At 63.6% G+C, this 13,247-nt stretch carries 12 protein-coding genes; 5 read left to right on the top strand and 7 right to left on the bottom strand.

The features are described from left to right. Window positions 1–40: 40 nt before the first annotated feature. A complete protein-coding gene (locus KZO83_RS11320) occupies window positions 41–1,399 on the bottom strand; it encodes an NCS1 family transporter (protein WP_247620896.1) in 1,359 nt (452 codons plus the stop codon). Between the two features lie 212 nt (window positions 1,400–1,611). Next, window positions 1,612–2,343 (bottom strand): aspartate/glutamate racemase family protein, encoded by a 732-nt coding sequence (locus KZO83_RS11315; RefSeq protein WP_247620895.1) that lies wholly within the window; start codon window positions 2,341–2,343, stop codon window positions 1,612–1,614. 269 nt (window positions 2,344–2,612) lie between these two features. Here KZO83_RS11315 and puuE point away from each other — a divergent pair, with 269 nt between their 5' ends. The 4 genes from puuE to chrA all read left to right on the top strand — a co-directional run bounded on the left by puuE (window position 2,613) and on the right by chrA (window position 6,235). Continuing rightward, the gene (puuE, locus tag KZO83_RS11310) at window positions 2,613–3,554 is read left to right on the top strand and encodes an allantoinase PuuE (protein ID WP_418904308.1); all 942 of its coding nucleotides are present in this window, start codon (window positions 2,613–2,615) and stop codon (window positions 3,552–3,554) included. A 17-nt stretch (window positions 3,555–3,571) separates the two neighbouring features. Then, complete coding sequence (locus tag KZO83_RS11305; protein WP_247620894.1) at window positions 3,572–4,420, top strand: bifunctional allantoicase/(S)-ureidoglycine aminohydrolase; 849 nt, start codon at window positions 3,572–3,574, stop codon at window positions 4,418–4,420. A gap of 9 nt (window positions 4,421–4,429) precedes the next feature. After that, window positions 4,430–4,915: an ureidoglycolate lyase gene (locus KZO83_RS11300; RefSeq protein WP_247620893.1), complete on the top strand. Its 486-nt coding sequence runs from the start codon at window positions 4,430–4,432 to the stop codon at window positions 4,913–4,915. Between the two features lie 90 nt (window positions 4,916–5,005). Continuing rightward, the gene (chrA, locus tag KZO83_RS11295; RefSeq protein WP_247620892.1) at window positions 5,006–6,235 is read left to right on the top strand and encodes a chromate efflux transporter; all 1,230 of its coding nucleotides are present in this window, start codon (window positions 5,006–5,008) and stop codon (window positions 6,233–6,235) included. Between the two features lie 86 nt (window positions 6,236–6,321). On the opposite strand, the gene trhO is transcribed toward chrA, so the two are convergent. The 5 genes from trhO to KZO83_RS11270 all read right to left on the bottom strand — a co-directional run bounded on the left by trhO (window position 6,322) and on the right by KZO83_RS11270 (window position 11,899). After that, a complete protein-coding gene (trhO, locus tag KZO83_RS11290) occupies window positions 6,322–7,284 on the bottom strand; it encodes an oxygen-dependent tRNA uridine(34) hydroxylase TrhO (RefSeq protein WP_178998418.1) in 963 nt (320 codons plus the stop codon). Window positions 7,285–7,437: 153 nt separating this feature from the next. Next, the gene (locus KZO83_RS11285; protein WP_247620891.1) at window positions 7,438–8,928 is read right to left on the bottom strand and encodes a sodium:solute symporter family protein; all 1,491 of its coding nucleotides are present in this window, start codon (window positions 8,926–8,928) and stop codon (window positions 7,438–7,440) included. Window positions 8,929–9,091: 163 nt separating this feature from the next. Then, entirely contained in the window at window positions 9,092–9,484 is a 393-nt protein-coding gene (locus KZO83_RS11280; protein ID WP_246894667.1) for a RidA family protein, read from the bottom strand. Window positions 9,485–9,512: 28 nt separating this feature from the next. Beyond that, complete coding sequence (locus KZO83_RS11275) at window positions 9,513–11,012, bottom strand: N-acyl-D-amino-acid deacylase family protein (RefSeq protein ID WP_247620890.1); 1,500 nt, start codon at window positions 11,010–11,012, stop codon at window positions 9,513–9,515. A gap of 23 nt (window positions 11,013–11,035) precedes the next feature. Then, entirely contained in the window at window positions 11,036–11,899 is an 864-nt protein-coding gene (locus KZO83_RS11270; RefSeq protein WP_247620889.1) for a MurR/RpiR family transcriptional regulator, read from the bottom strand. A 104-nt stretch (window positions 11,900–12,003) separates the two neighbouring features. Between KZO83_RS11270 and KZO83_RS11265 the strand changes: the two genes are divergently transcribed. Further along, complete coding sequence (locus KZO83_RS11265) at window positions 12,004–13,218, top strand: amino acid deaminase (protein ID WP_247620888.1); 1,215 nt, start codon at window positions 12,004–12,006, stop codon at window positions 13,216–13,218. Window positions 13,219–13,247 lie beyond the last annotated feature (29 nt).

Here is a 13,247-nt window from a genome sequence, read left to right as displayed (position 1 = left end):
TCTATGTCGGTAGGCATCGTCGTGGAGGACAGCGTGATCGTCATTGGTTGAAACGCCGGCAGGCCGGCCAGTGGCGCATCAGCAGGTAATAGGCGAGGCCGGCCGGCAGCAGGCTCGCGTACCACGAGACCGCCGAGACGTTGAGCGCCACCAGGGCGCCGATCAGCGTGGCGATGCAGGCGGCGTAATTGGCGTAATTGATGCCGCGATAAGGGCCATGCGCGTCATAGAGCTTGTCGAGATCCAGCGTGCGCCGGCGAATGAGGTAATAATCCACCGCCATGATCGCGAAGATCGGCCCCAGAAACGCCGAATAGGTCTGCACGAACAGCTGCAGTCCGGCCGCGGAATCGTCCTTGACCAGTTCCCAGGGAAAGGTCGCGAAGGCCAGCAACCCCACGATCACGGTGGCGCTGCGGAATTTCAGCTTGAAGACGTCCATCAGCACGTAGGTGGGGGGCACCACATTGTTGAGCACGTTGGTGGTGACCTGGGCGAAGGCAATGAACAGCAGGGTGGTGATCAGAAGCGGTGGGTTGTCGACGGCATTGGCGAAGACATCGATGGGATCGGCGACGCCGGTGGCACCGGAGACCATTAGCCCGATCAAGCCCATGAACAGCGTGCAGGGCAAAATCGACATGGCGTAGAGCGTGGTCAGAAGCCCCGGCCCGCTGCCGTGCTTGAGCTCGCGGGAGTAGTCGCTGGCATTGAGGATCATGGTGCTGTAGATGCCCAGGAACAGCATCGTCGCGCCCCAGAAGGGCAGTCCCCAGGTGCCGTCGATGTCGATCAGTTGTTCGCCGATCACATCGCCGTACTTGTCGAGCACGCTGACGAACATGTAGACCAGCGAGGCCAGGATGAAGCCACTGCCGATGTTTTCCAGCCACTTGATGCCCTGAAAGCCGAACACCGACAGGGCGATCTGCAAGAGCTGGAAGGCGATGAAATAGAACACCAGATTGTCGAAGCCCAGCAGGGTCGACGAGACGGCGTTCAGGGCGCCGGCGCCGATCCAGCTCTGAAATCCGTACCAGACGATGGCCGGCACCGCGCGGATGAGCCCCGGCAAGCGCGTGCCGGTAAAGCCGAAGGCGCTGCGTGCCTGGACCATGAAAGGAATGCCGTACTTGTAGCCGGCGGCGCCGTTGATCGTCAGCGCGACGCCGATCACGAAGCAGCCGATGGCGATCGCCAGCGAGGCCTGCAACAGGTTGAGCGTACCGACGATGCTCGAGCCCATGGCGAAGGTGCCGATCGACACGCAGCCGCCAAACCAGGCCAGTAGATAGGAGAGGCGTCCCATGATGCGGGTACGCTGTGGGTCCAGGGACTCTTGTCCCGGTGCCTTGCCGGCAGGGCGCGGCCCTTCCGACGTGGCGGAGTCGCTTGTCATGACGCTTTCCTCGGGCGGGACCGTGCCCCGCGATTTGTTGTTGTGCGCCCCGCTGGGGGACGTCCGAGTGGCGTAGCGTGCTGCTGTTTGGCTATCTGTCAGGCGCCCTGGTGTTGTGATTGTCGGCAAGAGGACGCCGGTGATACTTCAGGCTTGAGCGTTAGCGAGTATGGGTCGTGGCGCGAAAACGTGGCTCCCCCCGTTTGCGGGCATTAGCGTGATAAATGGGCGAAATGGCCGGTGAAGGACTTGGGACGTGGAAAGTCGAGATCGCCATGTTTGCTGGTGCCGAGCCCGAGGCCGACCAGTGCCTCGGCCAATTTCACGGCGGCGGTGACCCCCTCGACGATGGGGATGCCCACCGCTTCTTCGATGGTGGCGCGCAGATCGGCCATGCCACCGCAGCCGAGCACGATGGCGCCGATGCCGTCCTCGTCCCGGGCGCGTCGGCAGGTCTCGATCACCCGTGTGAGGGCGGCGTCGCCATCGTCCTCCAGGTCGAGTACGGGGATTTCCGCGGCACGGATACGACGGCAATGATGCGCGAAGCCATAGGCCTGCAGCAGGTGCTCGGCGATGATGCCGGTGCGGCTCAGCGTCGTGACGATGGAAAAGCGCGTGCTGATCAGGCTGGCCACGTGAAAGCCGGCCTCGGCGATGCCCAGCACTGGCGCGCGGGTCAGCTCCCGGGCCGCCATCAGCCCAGGATCGCCGAAGCAGGCGATGATGTAGGCATCGCTGCCGTCGCGCTCGCCCTTGGCGATTTCCTCGGTCACGCCCACGGCGCTGATCGCCTCGTCGAAGTGACCCTCGATGGACACCGGGCCGCTTTCCGGTTGCGTGGCCACGATCCGGGTGCCCGGCGCCGCGATGCGGCTGGCGGACTCGCCGATGCGTGTCGTCATGCCGGTGCTGGTGTTGGGGTTGATGAGGTGCAAGCGCATGGGGCATTCCTTGGGTGCGCGACTGGATCGCACATTTTTTGTCTACAAAATTTCTAGTATTGAATACAAAATAAGTCAATGCCGGATCGCCCTGATGTCGGACGGCTGCCGCGCCAGACATGCCTCGAGCCGCCGAAATTCGCCGGATGGCGTTTTCTGCGGTCAGCGAGTCGAGGCGTCGGCAAGGGCGCGAAGAGGGATTGATTTTTTGTATACATCAACGCACGCTAAGGTAATCCGAGCGGCACAACAATAAACCGGGAGTCTTCATGGGCATGGCATCCTCCACCGATCCGTCCGACGTTTATCCACGCGATCTCGTCGGCTATGGCCGCACGCCACCGCAAGCGAACTGGCCGGGCAAGGCCCGCGTCGCCGTGCAGTTCGTCCTCAACTACGAAGAGGGCAGTGAAAACAGCGTGCTGCACGGCGATAGCCACTCCGAACAGTTTCTCTCCGAAATCGCCGGGGCCGAGGCCTATCCCGACCGCCACCTGAGCATGGAGTCGATCTACGAGTACGGTTCGCGAGCGGGGGTGTGGCGCGTGCTGCGCGAGTTCGAGCGGCGCGGGTTGCCATTGACCGTATTCGGCGTCGCCATGGCGCTGGAGCGTCATCCCGAGGTGGCCCAGGCCTTCCAGGAGCTGGGCCACGAGATCGCCTGCCACGGTTATCGCTGGATTCACTACCAGAACGTGCCGGAAGCCGTCGAGCGTGAGCACATGCAGCGTGCCGTCGAGATCTTCCGAACGCTCTACGGAGAGGCCCCGCTGGGTTGGTACACCGGTCGCGATAGCCCCAATACACGGCGGCTGTTGCTCGATCAGGGCGGCTTCCTCTACGACAGCGACTACTACGGTGACGATCTGCCGTTCTGGAGCGACGTCCAGGACAGCCAGGGCCAGACGCACCGTCACCTGATCGTGCCCTACACGCTGGATACCAACGACATGCGCTTCGCCTCGCCCACCGGCTTCGACCACGGCGAGCCCTTCTTCCAGTACCTGCGCGATGCCTTCGACGTGCTCTACGCAGAAGGCGCGGAAACGCCGAAGATGCTCTCCATCGGCCTGCATTGCCGACTGATCGGCCGCCCCGGACGCTTCCGCGCGCTGCAGCGCTTCCTCGATCACCTCGAGGCCCATGACCGGGTGTGGATAACCCGGCGTGTGGATATCGCGCGTCACTGGGCGGCGACGCATCCGGCTTGAAAAGCGAGGAACCTCTCATGTCACAACGCAGCCACGACGCACCTGAAAGAACCTACTACGCCCCCCATGGCGGTTTGCCGCCGCAGAGCCAGTTGATTCATGGTCGTGCGGTCTTCACCGAGGCCTATGCGGTCATTCCCAAAGGGGTGATGAGCGACATCGTCACCAGTTTCCTGCCGCACTGGGAGAAGACCCGGTTGTGGGTGCTGTCGCGGCCGCTTTCCGGCTTCGCGGAGACGTTTTCGCAGTACATCATGGAGGTCTCGCCCGGTGGCGGCAGCGAGCGGCCGGAGCCGGACGAAGGCGCCGAGGGCGTGCTGTTCGTGGTCGAGGGCGAGATGACGCTGACCATCGCGGGGGTGTCGTACGCGATGGGACCGGGAGGCTATGCCTATCTGCCGCCGAGCTGCGACTGGCAGCTGCATAACGGCAGCGACGCGCCGGTGCGTTTCCACTGGATTCGCAAGGCTTACGAGTATGTCGAGGGACTGGACGTGCCCGAGGCCTTCGTCACCAACGACAACGACATCGCGCCGGTTGCCATGCCGGATACCGACGGCCGCTGGGCCACGACGCGCTTCGTCGATCCCCAGGACGTGCGCCACGACATGCACGTCAACATCGTGACCTTCCAGCCCGGGGGCGTGATCCCGTTCGACGAAACCCATGTCATGGAGCATGGGCTCTACGTGCTGGAGGGGCGCGCGGTCTACCACCTCAATCAGGATTGGGTCGAGGTCGAGGCCGGCGACTACATGTGGCTGCGGGCCTTCTGTCCGCAATCCTGCTACGCCGCCGGGCCGGGGCCGTTTCGCTACCTGCTCTACAAGGATGTGAATCGGCACATGAAATTACGCCTGAGCTGAGGAGGCACTATGCTCGAACTGATCGCCCAGCCCCTGACCGCCGAGGCTTTCGCGCCGTTCGGCGATGTCATCGATCGCCGAGACGCCGACGGCTTTCCCATCAACAACGGCCGCACCCAGCGCTATCACGATCTGGCGCGGATCGAAACGCTCGGCGAGGGGGCACGGCCGTTGATCAGTCTCTTCGTCAGCCAGCCCGTGGCGTTGCCGCTCAGCCTTGCATTGCTGGAGCGCCATCCGCTGGGTAGCCAGGCGTTCATGCCCCTGCATGGCGAGCGCTTCATCGTCGTCGTCGCACCATCGGGAGATGCCGTGGACCCAGCCCAGGTACGTGCCTTCGTCACCGATGGTCGCCAGGGCGTCAACTACCGCGCCGGCACCTGGCACGCCATCCACTCGGTGCTCGACGTGGAAGGCGAGTTTCTGGTGGTCGACCGTGGTGGAGCGGGTGACAACTGCGACGAGTTCCCGCTCGAAATCCGAGTGAGTTTATAAGCACGCGCCCCGCCATGATGGCGTTCAACGGTAAGGGCGGGCACGGTGAGCGCTGGTTTCTCCTCATCCGCTTGCTCGGGGGCCGGTTCCATGCGAGATGCTCGCCATTCCATCGAACGTATCAAGGAAGTCTTCTTTGCCTTTCTGGTGCTGGGTTTGACCTCCTTCGGCGGCCCCATTGCCCATCTGTGGTATTTCCGTGCCGAGTTCGCCACGCGTCGCCGCTGGCTGTCGGAAGCGGACTACGCGGATCTAGTGGCGCTGTGTCAGTTTCTCCCGGGCCCGGCCAGTAGTCAGGTCGGCTTCGCCCTGGGACTGTTGCGGGGTGGGGGATGGGGAGCCGCTGCTGCCTGGACGGCCTTCACCTTGCCTTCGGCCCTGGTGCTGGTGCTGTTCGCGTCAGGGGCTGCATCTTTCGACGGGCCGGTCAGCGAGGGTCTCCTGCATGGGCTCAAGGTGGCGGCCGTGGCGATTGTCGCCCATGCGGTCTGGGGCATGGCGCACAAGCTGTGCCCGGATCAGCGGCGTGCCGGCATTGCGCTGGCGGCGGTGCTGATCGTCGTGCTGATCGGTGGTCCGGCGGGGATGATAGCGGCCATTCTCGCTGGCGCGGTGGGCGGTATGCTGTTGTGCCGGGACTCGGCGTATCGAGACCAAGTGCGTCGGGACCAAGGCGATCCTGTGTCGCGAGACTTGCACTTCCCGGTGTCTCGCCGCGCTGCCCGAATCGCAGCGGTGTGTTTCATCACGCTGCTGATCGGGCTGCCGGGACTGGCCTGGGTGTCGTCGTCCCCGGTGCTGTCGATGGCGGATGCCTTCTACCGGGCCGGTGCGCTGGTCTTCGGGGGCGGACATGTGGTGCTTCCGCTGCTGGAAAGCGAGGTCGTCCAGTCCGGCTGGGTAACACCCGATAGTTTTCTCGCGGGATATGGTGCCGCTCAGGCGGTGCCCGGGCCGCTGTTCACCTTCGCGGCGTATCTCGGCGCCGAGATGGGGGCGTTGTCCGTGCCGCTGCTCGGTGCGGCCTTGGCGCTCACCATGATCTTCCTGCCGGGGCTCGCATTGCTGGTGGCCGTGCTGCCCTACTGGAATGGCTTCAGGCGCCTGGAGCGCGTGCAGTCATTGATGCGAGGCGCGAATGCTGCGGTGGTGGGCATTTTGGGTGCCGCTCTCTACCAACCGGTCTGGACCAGTGTGATTGCCGGCTCTTCCGAGTTTGCCTTGGCATTGACGGGCTTTCTGCTGCTGAGCGTCTGGAAATGGCCGGCCTGGGCGGTCGTGGCCATCCTGGCGCTCGGGGGGCTCGTCATTACGCTGTAGTGGGAGCGAGTGCGGGCGTGGGGATAAGTGCCGATTCGAGCCGACGTCGTGGCGTCGGCTCGCGTGTCTTTCGCGGTGGGATGGGTTTAAGCTTCGTGACTTGCCTTGTCACGGCGCGGGTCGCGCCCCAGCGGGTGCGGTTCGCCGCGTTGCTTGGCGAGCTCGATCTGACGCTGGCGTTCGCGGGCGCTGTTGCGGGTCTTCTCTGGCAAGCTGTCCCAGCAGTGCGGGCAGCTCACGCCGGGCTCGTATTTCGCGGAGGCCATGTCGGCTTCGGAGATCGGCCGCCGGCAGGCGTGGCACTGTTCGAATTCGCCCTCCGCGAGGTCGTGGCGCACGGTCACGCGGTTGTCGAACACGAAGCACTCGCCCTGCCAGCGTGATTGTTCCTCGGGCACCTTTTCCAGATAGCTCAGAATACCGCCCTTGAGGTGATACACCTCTTCGAAGCCCTCATTGAGCATGAAGCTGGAAGCCTTTTCGCAGCGGATGCCGCCGGTGCAGAACATCGCTACTTTCTTGTGCCGTTCGGGATCGTAATGCGCCTTTACGTAATCCGGAAACTCGCGGAACGTCTTGGTTTGTGGGTCGATGGCGCCCTCGAACGAGCCGATTTCCACTTCGTAGTCGTTGCGCGTGTCGATGACCAGGACTTCCGGATCGGCGATGACGTCGTTCCAATCCTCGGGTTCGACATAGGTGCCGACTTTCTGGTTGGGGTCCACCCCGTCGATGCCGAGGGTGACGATCTCGCGCTTGAGCTTGACCTTGGTGCGATAGAACGGATGCGCGTCGCAGTAGGATTCCTTGTGGTCGACCGCGGCCAGGCGCGGGTCGGCACGCAGCCAGGCAAGCAGCGCATCGATGCTCTCGCGCGTGCCGGAGACGGTGCCGTTGATGCCTTCATTGGCCAGCAGCAGGGTGCCTTTCACGTCGTGGGCACGCATCGTCTCGAGCAGGGGCTCGCGCAGGGCTTCGTAATCGTCGAGGGTGACGAACTGATAGAGCGCCGCCACCACGATGGGCGGCGTGTCGTGCGAATCGGTCATGTCTGTCTCCTGGTAATCGTCCCCGTAAAGGACGGACCGGGTAAGGTTCGGCAATGGGCCGAGGCGCGTATTTTACGCATTCCAGGAGGGGGATGCATCTGCGGCAGGATGCCGCCCCCGTTGAAGTGGGGCGGCTAGGGTGCGGTAAAGCGCTTATGTTGCCTTATGGTTGATGGCCCCGGCTGGGTCCTCGGTCATTTCCATGCGCTCACGTTCGTCGTCGATGATCTTGAGTGCCTGCTCCGGGGTCACCTGAGAGGCGGGCGTGATCAGGCTGACCACGACGCCCACGAGGAGTGCGACCAGCACGGCGGGGATGCTCGGATTGCCCCAGAAGGTGCTCCAGCTATCGACGCCGATGACGGCGAGCGAGGTAGCGGAGGCGGCGATGAGCGTGGCGACGGCGCCCTGCCAGTTGTAGCGTGGCCAGAAGCGTCCCAGCACGCCACACACGAACATGCCGGCCATGACCGTGGCGATCATGCTGGTGATGTAGTCGATGACGTTGTCGGAGGTCAATGCGAACAATAGCGCCAGGCCGATGGTGGCGACCAGGGCGAGACGTGAGAGTTTGACGACCTTGTGCGCCGACGGTGTGTGCCCGGTGAACAGCACGTAGACGTCGCGCAACAGGATCGATACACCGGCGATGGCGTCTGAGCTAGCGCTAGACATGGTCGCCGAGAGACCCGCGACGAGCAGCAACAACCCCAGCCACAGCGGCAGGATTTCGGTTGCCAGAAACGGAAAGGCGAAGTTGCTGTTGTCGAGGTCAGGATTGAGCGCGTGGGTCGCCATGCCGATGATCGCCGGGATGATCGAGAAGATCATATAAAGAATGCCGGTGATCACGAATGACTTGCGTACGGAATGGACCGAGTTGCCGGAGTAGATGCGCTGACGGTAGGAGGGAGTCGCCAGCACACCGACGGCGATGACCGCCGCCAGCGACAAGGCTGGCACCACGCCGATCTTGTCGATACCCAGGAAACTGGTGGTGGCGACGTCCATGTTGGTGCCCAGGCCTGAAAAGCCGCCAACCTCGAACAGCGCAATGATCGCCATCACGATGAAGCCGACGAACAGCACGACGGCCTGCACGGTATCGGTCCAGATCACCGCCATGTAGCCACCGATCACGCAATAGATGCCAAAACCCAGCGCCACCAGGATGCGCGCGGTGGTCAGGTCGATCCCTGCCATCCACGATAAATAGAGCCCACCGCCGAGAATGTGTGCGCCCAGCCACCCGATGCAGGCAATGTAGATCAGCACGGCGACGATATTGCGCACCCAGCGGTTGGCACCAACGTAGTAGGAGAGCTCCTCGCTCATGGTCATGAAGCGGAAGCGGCGCACCGGCGCAAAGCAGAACGCCAGCAGCAGAACGCCGATGGAGCCGCCGATGCCGTAGAGGGCGCCGGCCCAGCCGTTGGCGTAGCCGAAACCGACGGCGCCCATGCTGGAGCCGGTGCCTACCATGGTTGCCACTGTCGTGCCGATGGTCAGGAAGATCGGAACGCTGCGACCACCGAGAAGAAAATCGTCGCCGTTGCTTCGGCTATGGCGGGAGACCCACCACCCGAACGCGATCATGACCACCACGTAGGCGATGAAGGCCCCGAGGAAAACGTGACTGTTCATAATAACCTCTTATAATTGTTGTCCCGGCCGTTGCCGCGGCCGGGGCAGTGTGGAATTCATAGCCAATGGTTTTTTCACTGCGGTCGCGCCCTTGCCGGGGCGCGGCCATCTTGCTTTGCCGTTCTCTTCTTCGAACGATGCTATGCGTCCGCCCAGGGATCGCTCAGGCCTTGTCCGCCCGATAGCACTTGACGTCGACCTCTACCTTGCAGTCGACCACCAGGTCCTGAACGCTGCAGATGCGCGCCGGGGGGTGCTCGCCGAACACCTCCTTGAAGACCTTGTTGAATGAACTGAAGTAGCGTGCGTCGGTCAGCACGGCGGTGACATGCACGACGTGCTCCACGCCATAGCCGGCCTCTTCCATGATCTTCAGGCAGTTGGCGAAGGCCAGCCGGGATTGTTCGACGATGCTGCCTTCGACGACCTCGCCATCGGTCATCGGTGTCTGTCCCGAGACGAACAGCCAACCGCCCGCTTCGGTGGCGCGTGCGAAGGGCAGTTTCTGACCGCCTGTACCGACGCCGCCTTCGACGCCATACCGCTGAATACTCATCTCCTATTCTCCTGTTCGGCTGAAATGTTTAGTGGAATGTGGCGCTGTCGCGCCCGTGGTGGATGTCTGTGGACGCCGGGGCTGGCGAAAGCCGAGCGTTGCGGCGTAGCAGCCGCCCGGCACGTTTGCCGCTCGCCTGGCCGTGGCGGTAGCTGATGCAGCCGTTGACGATGACCAGCTCGATGCCTTTGGCGAGCGACATCGGGGTGCTGTAGGTGGCGGTGTCTTCGAGTGCCTCGAGATCGAGCAGCACCAGGTCGGCGAAGGCGCCGGTCCGTATGATCCCGCGGTCGGTGAGGCCGAAGTTGGTCGCCGAGAGCGCGGTCATCTTGCGCACGGCTTCGGTCAGCGACAGAAGCTTCAGGTCGCGGCTGTAATGCGCGAGCACGCGCGGGAAGGAGCCCCACAAGCGCGGGTGCGGATGTGGATCGTTGGGCAGGCCGTCGGAGCCGACCATCGAGAGCGGATGCGACAGCACTTGCTGCATGTCCGCCTCGCTCATGTTGTGGTAGACCGCACCGGCTGGCTGCAGGCGTTCAGCGGTTTCCATCAGCGACAGCTCCCACTGCTTGGCGATGTCCCCGAGGGGCTGACGGGCCATCTCCGGATGCGGATCGGACCAGGTGATGAAGATGTCGATCTCGTCGGTGACTTGGCCGAGATCCAAGGTCGAGGAGCCGGCGGTATAGGGGTAGCAGTCGCAGTGAACGCCATGGGTGCGCGCAGCGTCATCGAGCTTCGACAGGGCCTTGGGCGCGTTGCCCCAGTTACCGGCGCCGGCGCACTTGAGATGCGAGATCACCAGCGGTGCCTGACCGTGCCGGGCGGTAGCGACGGCTTCGTCCATCGCCTCGGGGAGCCCGGCGAACTCGTCGCGCAGATGCGTGGTATAGACGCCGCCGGCCCGGCCAACCGCCTCGACCAGCGCGTTCATCTCCTCGGTCGGAGCGCAAAAGGCGTTGCGGTAGGCCAGGCCCGAGCTCATGCCCACGGCGCCTGCGGCCAGCGCCGTCTCCAGCTGCTCGCGCATGGCGGCGACCTCGTCGTCGCTGGCGGGACGGTCGAAGCGCTCCATCACCTGACTGCGCAGGCTGGTGTGGCCGATCAGCGCCGCCACGTTGACGCTGGGTGTCGATGCATCGACCGCCTGGGCGTACGCGGCGAAGGTGGGGTAACGGAAGTCTTCCGCGCGGCCGAGCAGATTCATGGGATCGGGCACGTCGCCCGTGAGCGTGACCGGGCTGGCACTGATACCGCAGTTGCCGACCACCACCGTGGTAACGCCCTGGGAGAGCTTGGGAAGCATCTCCGGCGTGCGGATGACATTGGTATCGTCGTGGGTGTGAACGTCGATGAAGCCAGGGGTAAGCGTCAGGCCCTTGGCGTCGATGATGTCATTGGCGCTGGTGTCGATCAGTGTGCCGATGGCGACGATCCGCTCGCCCCGAATGGCGACATCGGCGGTGAAGGCATCGCCCCCACGGCCGTCGATGATCGTGGCGTGGCGAATCAGTAAATCGACGTGCATGGCGGCTCCTGGATCTGCATGGCTCAATCCCCCAGCGGCTGGCGATTGTCGCCACCGCGGTGGGCATCGAGGGTGATCTTGAGTCGTCGCAGCTTGTCGCGTGTACGGTCGCGGTGCCGCAGTGCAAGGCCCAATGCCAGCATGTCGATGGCGGCCATCATGGCGTAGCGCGACGACGACGGGAAATAGATGTAATCGGTCTCGCGAGCGGCCAACGGCAGGGCAATGTTCGCGATCTCTGCGAGTGGCGAACCGACGGCGGTGATGGCGAGCACGCGGGCGCCGTACTGGCGTGCCAGCTCGGCTGCTTCGACGATCTCAGGGGTGTAGCCGGTCACCGAAAGCGTGACGACGACATCATCGGGCTCCAGGGTCGAGGCGACCATGCGTGGCAAGAGCGCTTGCGGATAGGCGCTGATGGCGTAACCGAGCCGCACCAGCCGGAATTGCAACTCTTGCGCCATGACGGTCGATCCACCGCCGGCGCCGAACACCAGGATCTGGCGAGCGTCGTCGAGCATTGCCACCGCGCCCTCGACATCGGCCTGTTCCATCAGTTCGCGGTTGAGCGAGAGTGTTTGCGCGGCGGTGTCGTAGATGACGCCGAGGCCGTCTTCCTCGTTGGCTTCCTGAATGAAACGGCGGCCAGCCGCCAGGGCACGCGTGAGGCGTGTTTTCAAGTCGCGCACATTGCGGCAACCCACTGCGCGCGCGAAGCGCGTGACCGTGGCATCGCTCACCTCGGCGCGCCTGGCGATCTCGCCGATGCTCGCCTCGGTGACGAAGTCGATGTCGTCATGAACCAGCGTGGCGACTTTTTGCTCCGACACGCGCAGGCTCGGCAAGCAGGCGGTGATATGCGACAGGATGTCGAATTCTTGACTCACGAGCGATCCATATTCGATGACTGACGGGCTTGTTATCTACTAACATATTTTTATTTTATGTGTTAGTAAATACCCAGGATGTATAACGAGGCGAGGAAAATACGATGGCTGCACCCGGGCAATGGGAAATGGAAAAAGGCATACCGCTGTCACGTCCGGCGCATCTGCTGCGAGATGTGCCGCTGCCGGCGGCGGTGGTCTTCGAATCGCCGCTGACCCACAACCTGGCGTGGATGCAGCGCTTCGCCGACGAGCACGGCGCCAAGTTGGCGCCGCACGGGAAAACCACCATGGCCCCGGCGTTGTTCAAGCGACAGATCGAGGCGGGCGCCTGGGGAATCACGTTGGCGACGGCGGTACAGACGGTGACGGCGCATGCTCACGGCATCGAACGTGTGTTGATGGCCAATCAATTGGTTGGCCATCCCAATATGACGCTGGTGGCGGATGCCATCGAGGCAGGGATGGAGTTCTACTGTGTGGTGGACGGTGTCGATAACGTGCGCGATTTGGGGGTATTCTTCGCCGAAAGGAACCTGACACTGAACGTGCTGATCGAGCTGGGTGTCGACGGTGGCCGCTGCGGTTGCCGCACCGCCGAACAGGTCGAGACGCTGGTGGCGGCGATCGCCGAGCAACCAGCGCTGGCGCTGGTCGGCATCGAAGGTTACGAGGGCATGATCGCCGGTGGCAATGAAGTCGCTGCCGTGCGTGCCTACGGCGAGCGATTGGTCGAGACCGTCCGCACGTTGCAGGACAGTGGCGTACTTCAACGCGAGGCGCCGATCGTCACGGCCTCCGGCTCCAAGTGGTTCGACCTGATCGCGGAGACGTTCGATAGGGCGGAGCTGCGCGAGCACTACACGCCGGTGCTGAGGCCGGGCTGCTACGTGGTGCACGATCACAAGCTCTATGCCGGCGCGATGGAGGCGATCAAGGCGCGCGATCCCGATCTGGAGGGCGAGCTGCGCCCGGCGCTGGAAGTCTTTGCCCATGTCCAGTCGCTGCCCGAGCCGGGCCTGGCGATCATCGCGCTGGGCAAGCGCGATATCGGTCACGAGCCGGATCTGCCATTGCCGCTACGCCGCTATCCACGGGAGGCGGGAGATGCGGTGAGCGTGGACGTCAGCGGCTGGCGCACGACGCACATCATGGATCAGCATGCGTTTCTCGAGATTCCCGAGCACGCCGATATCGCGGTAGGCGATGTGCTGGCCTTCGGTACCTCTCATCCGTGTCTGACGTTCGACAAGTGGCGGCGCGTATTGTGTGTCGATGAGTCGCTGGCAGTGACGGAGGTGATGACGACGTACTTTTAATGACGCAGGCATGCACCATGCGAAATGGC

The sequence above is a fragment of the Chromohalobacter moromii genome (genome assembly GCF_023091865.1).
GTDB lineage: Bacteria > Pseudomonadota > Gammaproteobacteria > Pseudomonadales > Halomonadaceae > Chromohalobacter > Chromohalobacter moromii.
The sequence above is the reverse complement of the archived record's forward strand: the minus strand, read 5'-3'. Positions and strand labels throughout refer to the sequence as shown.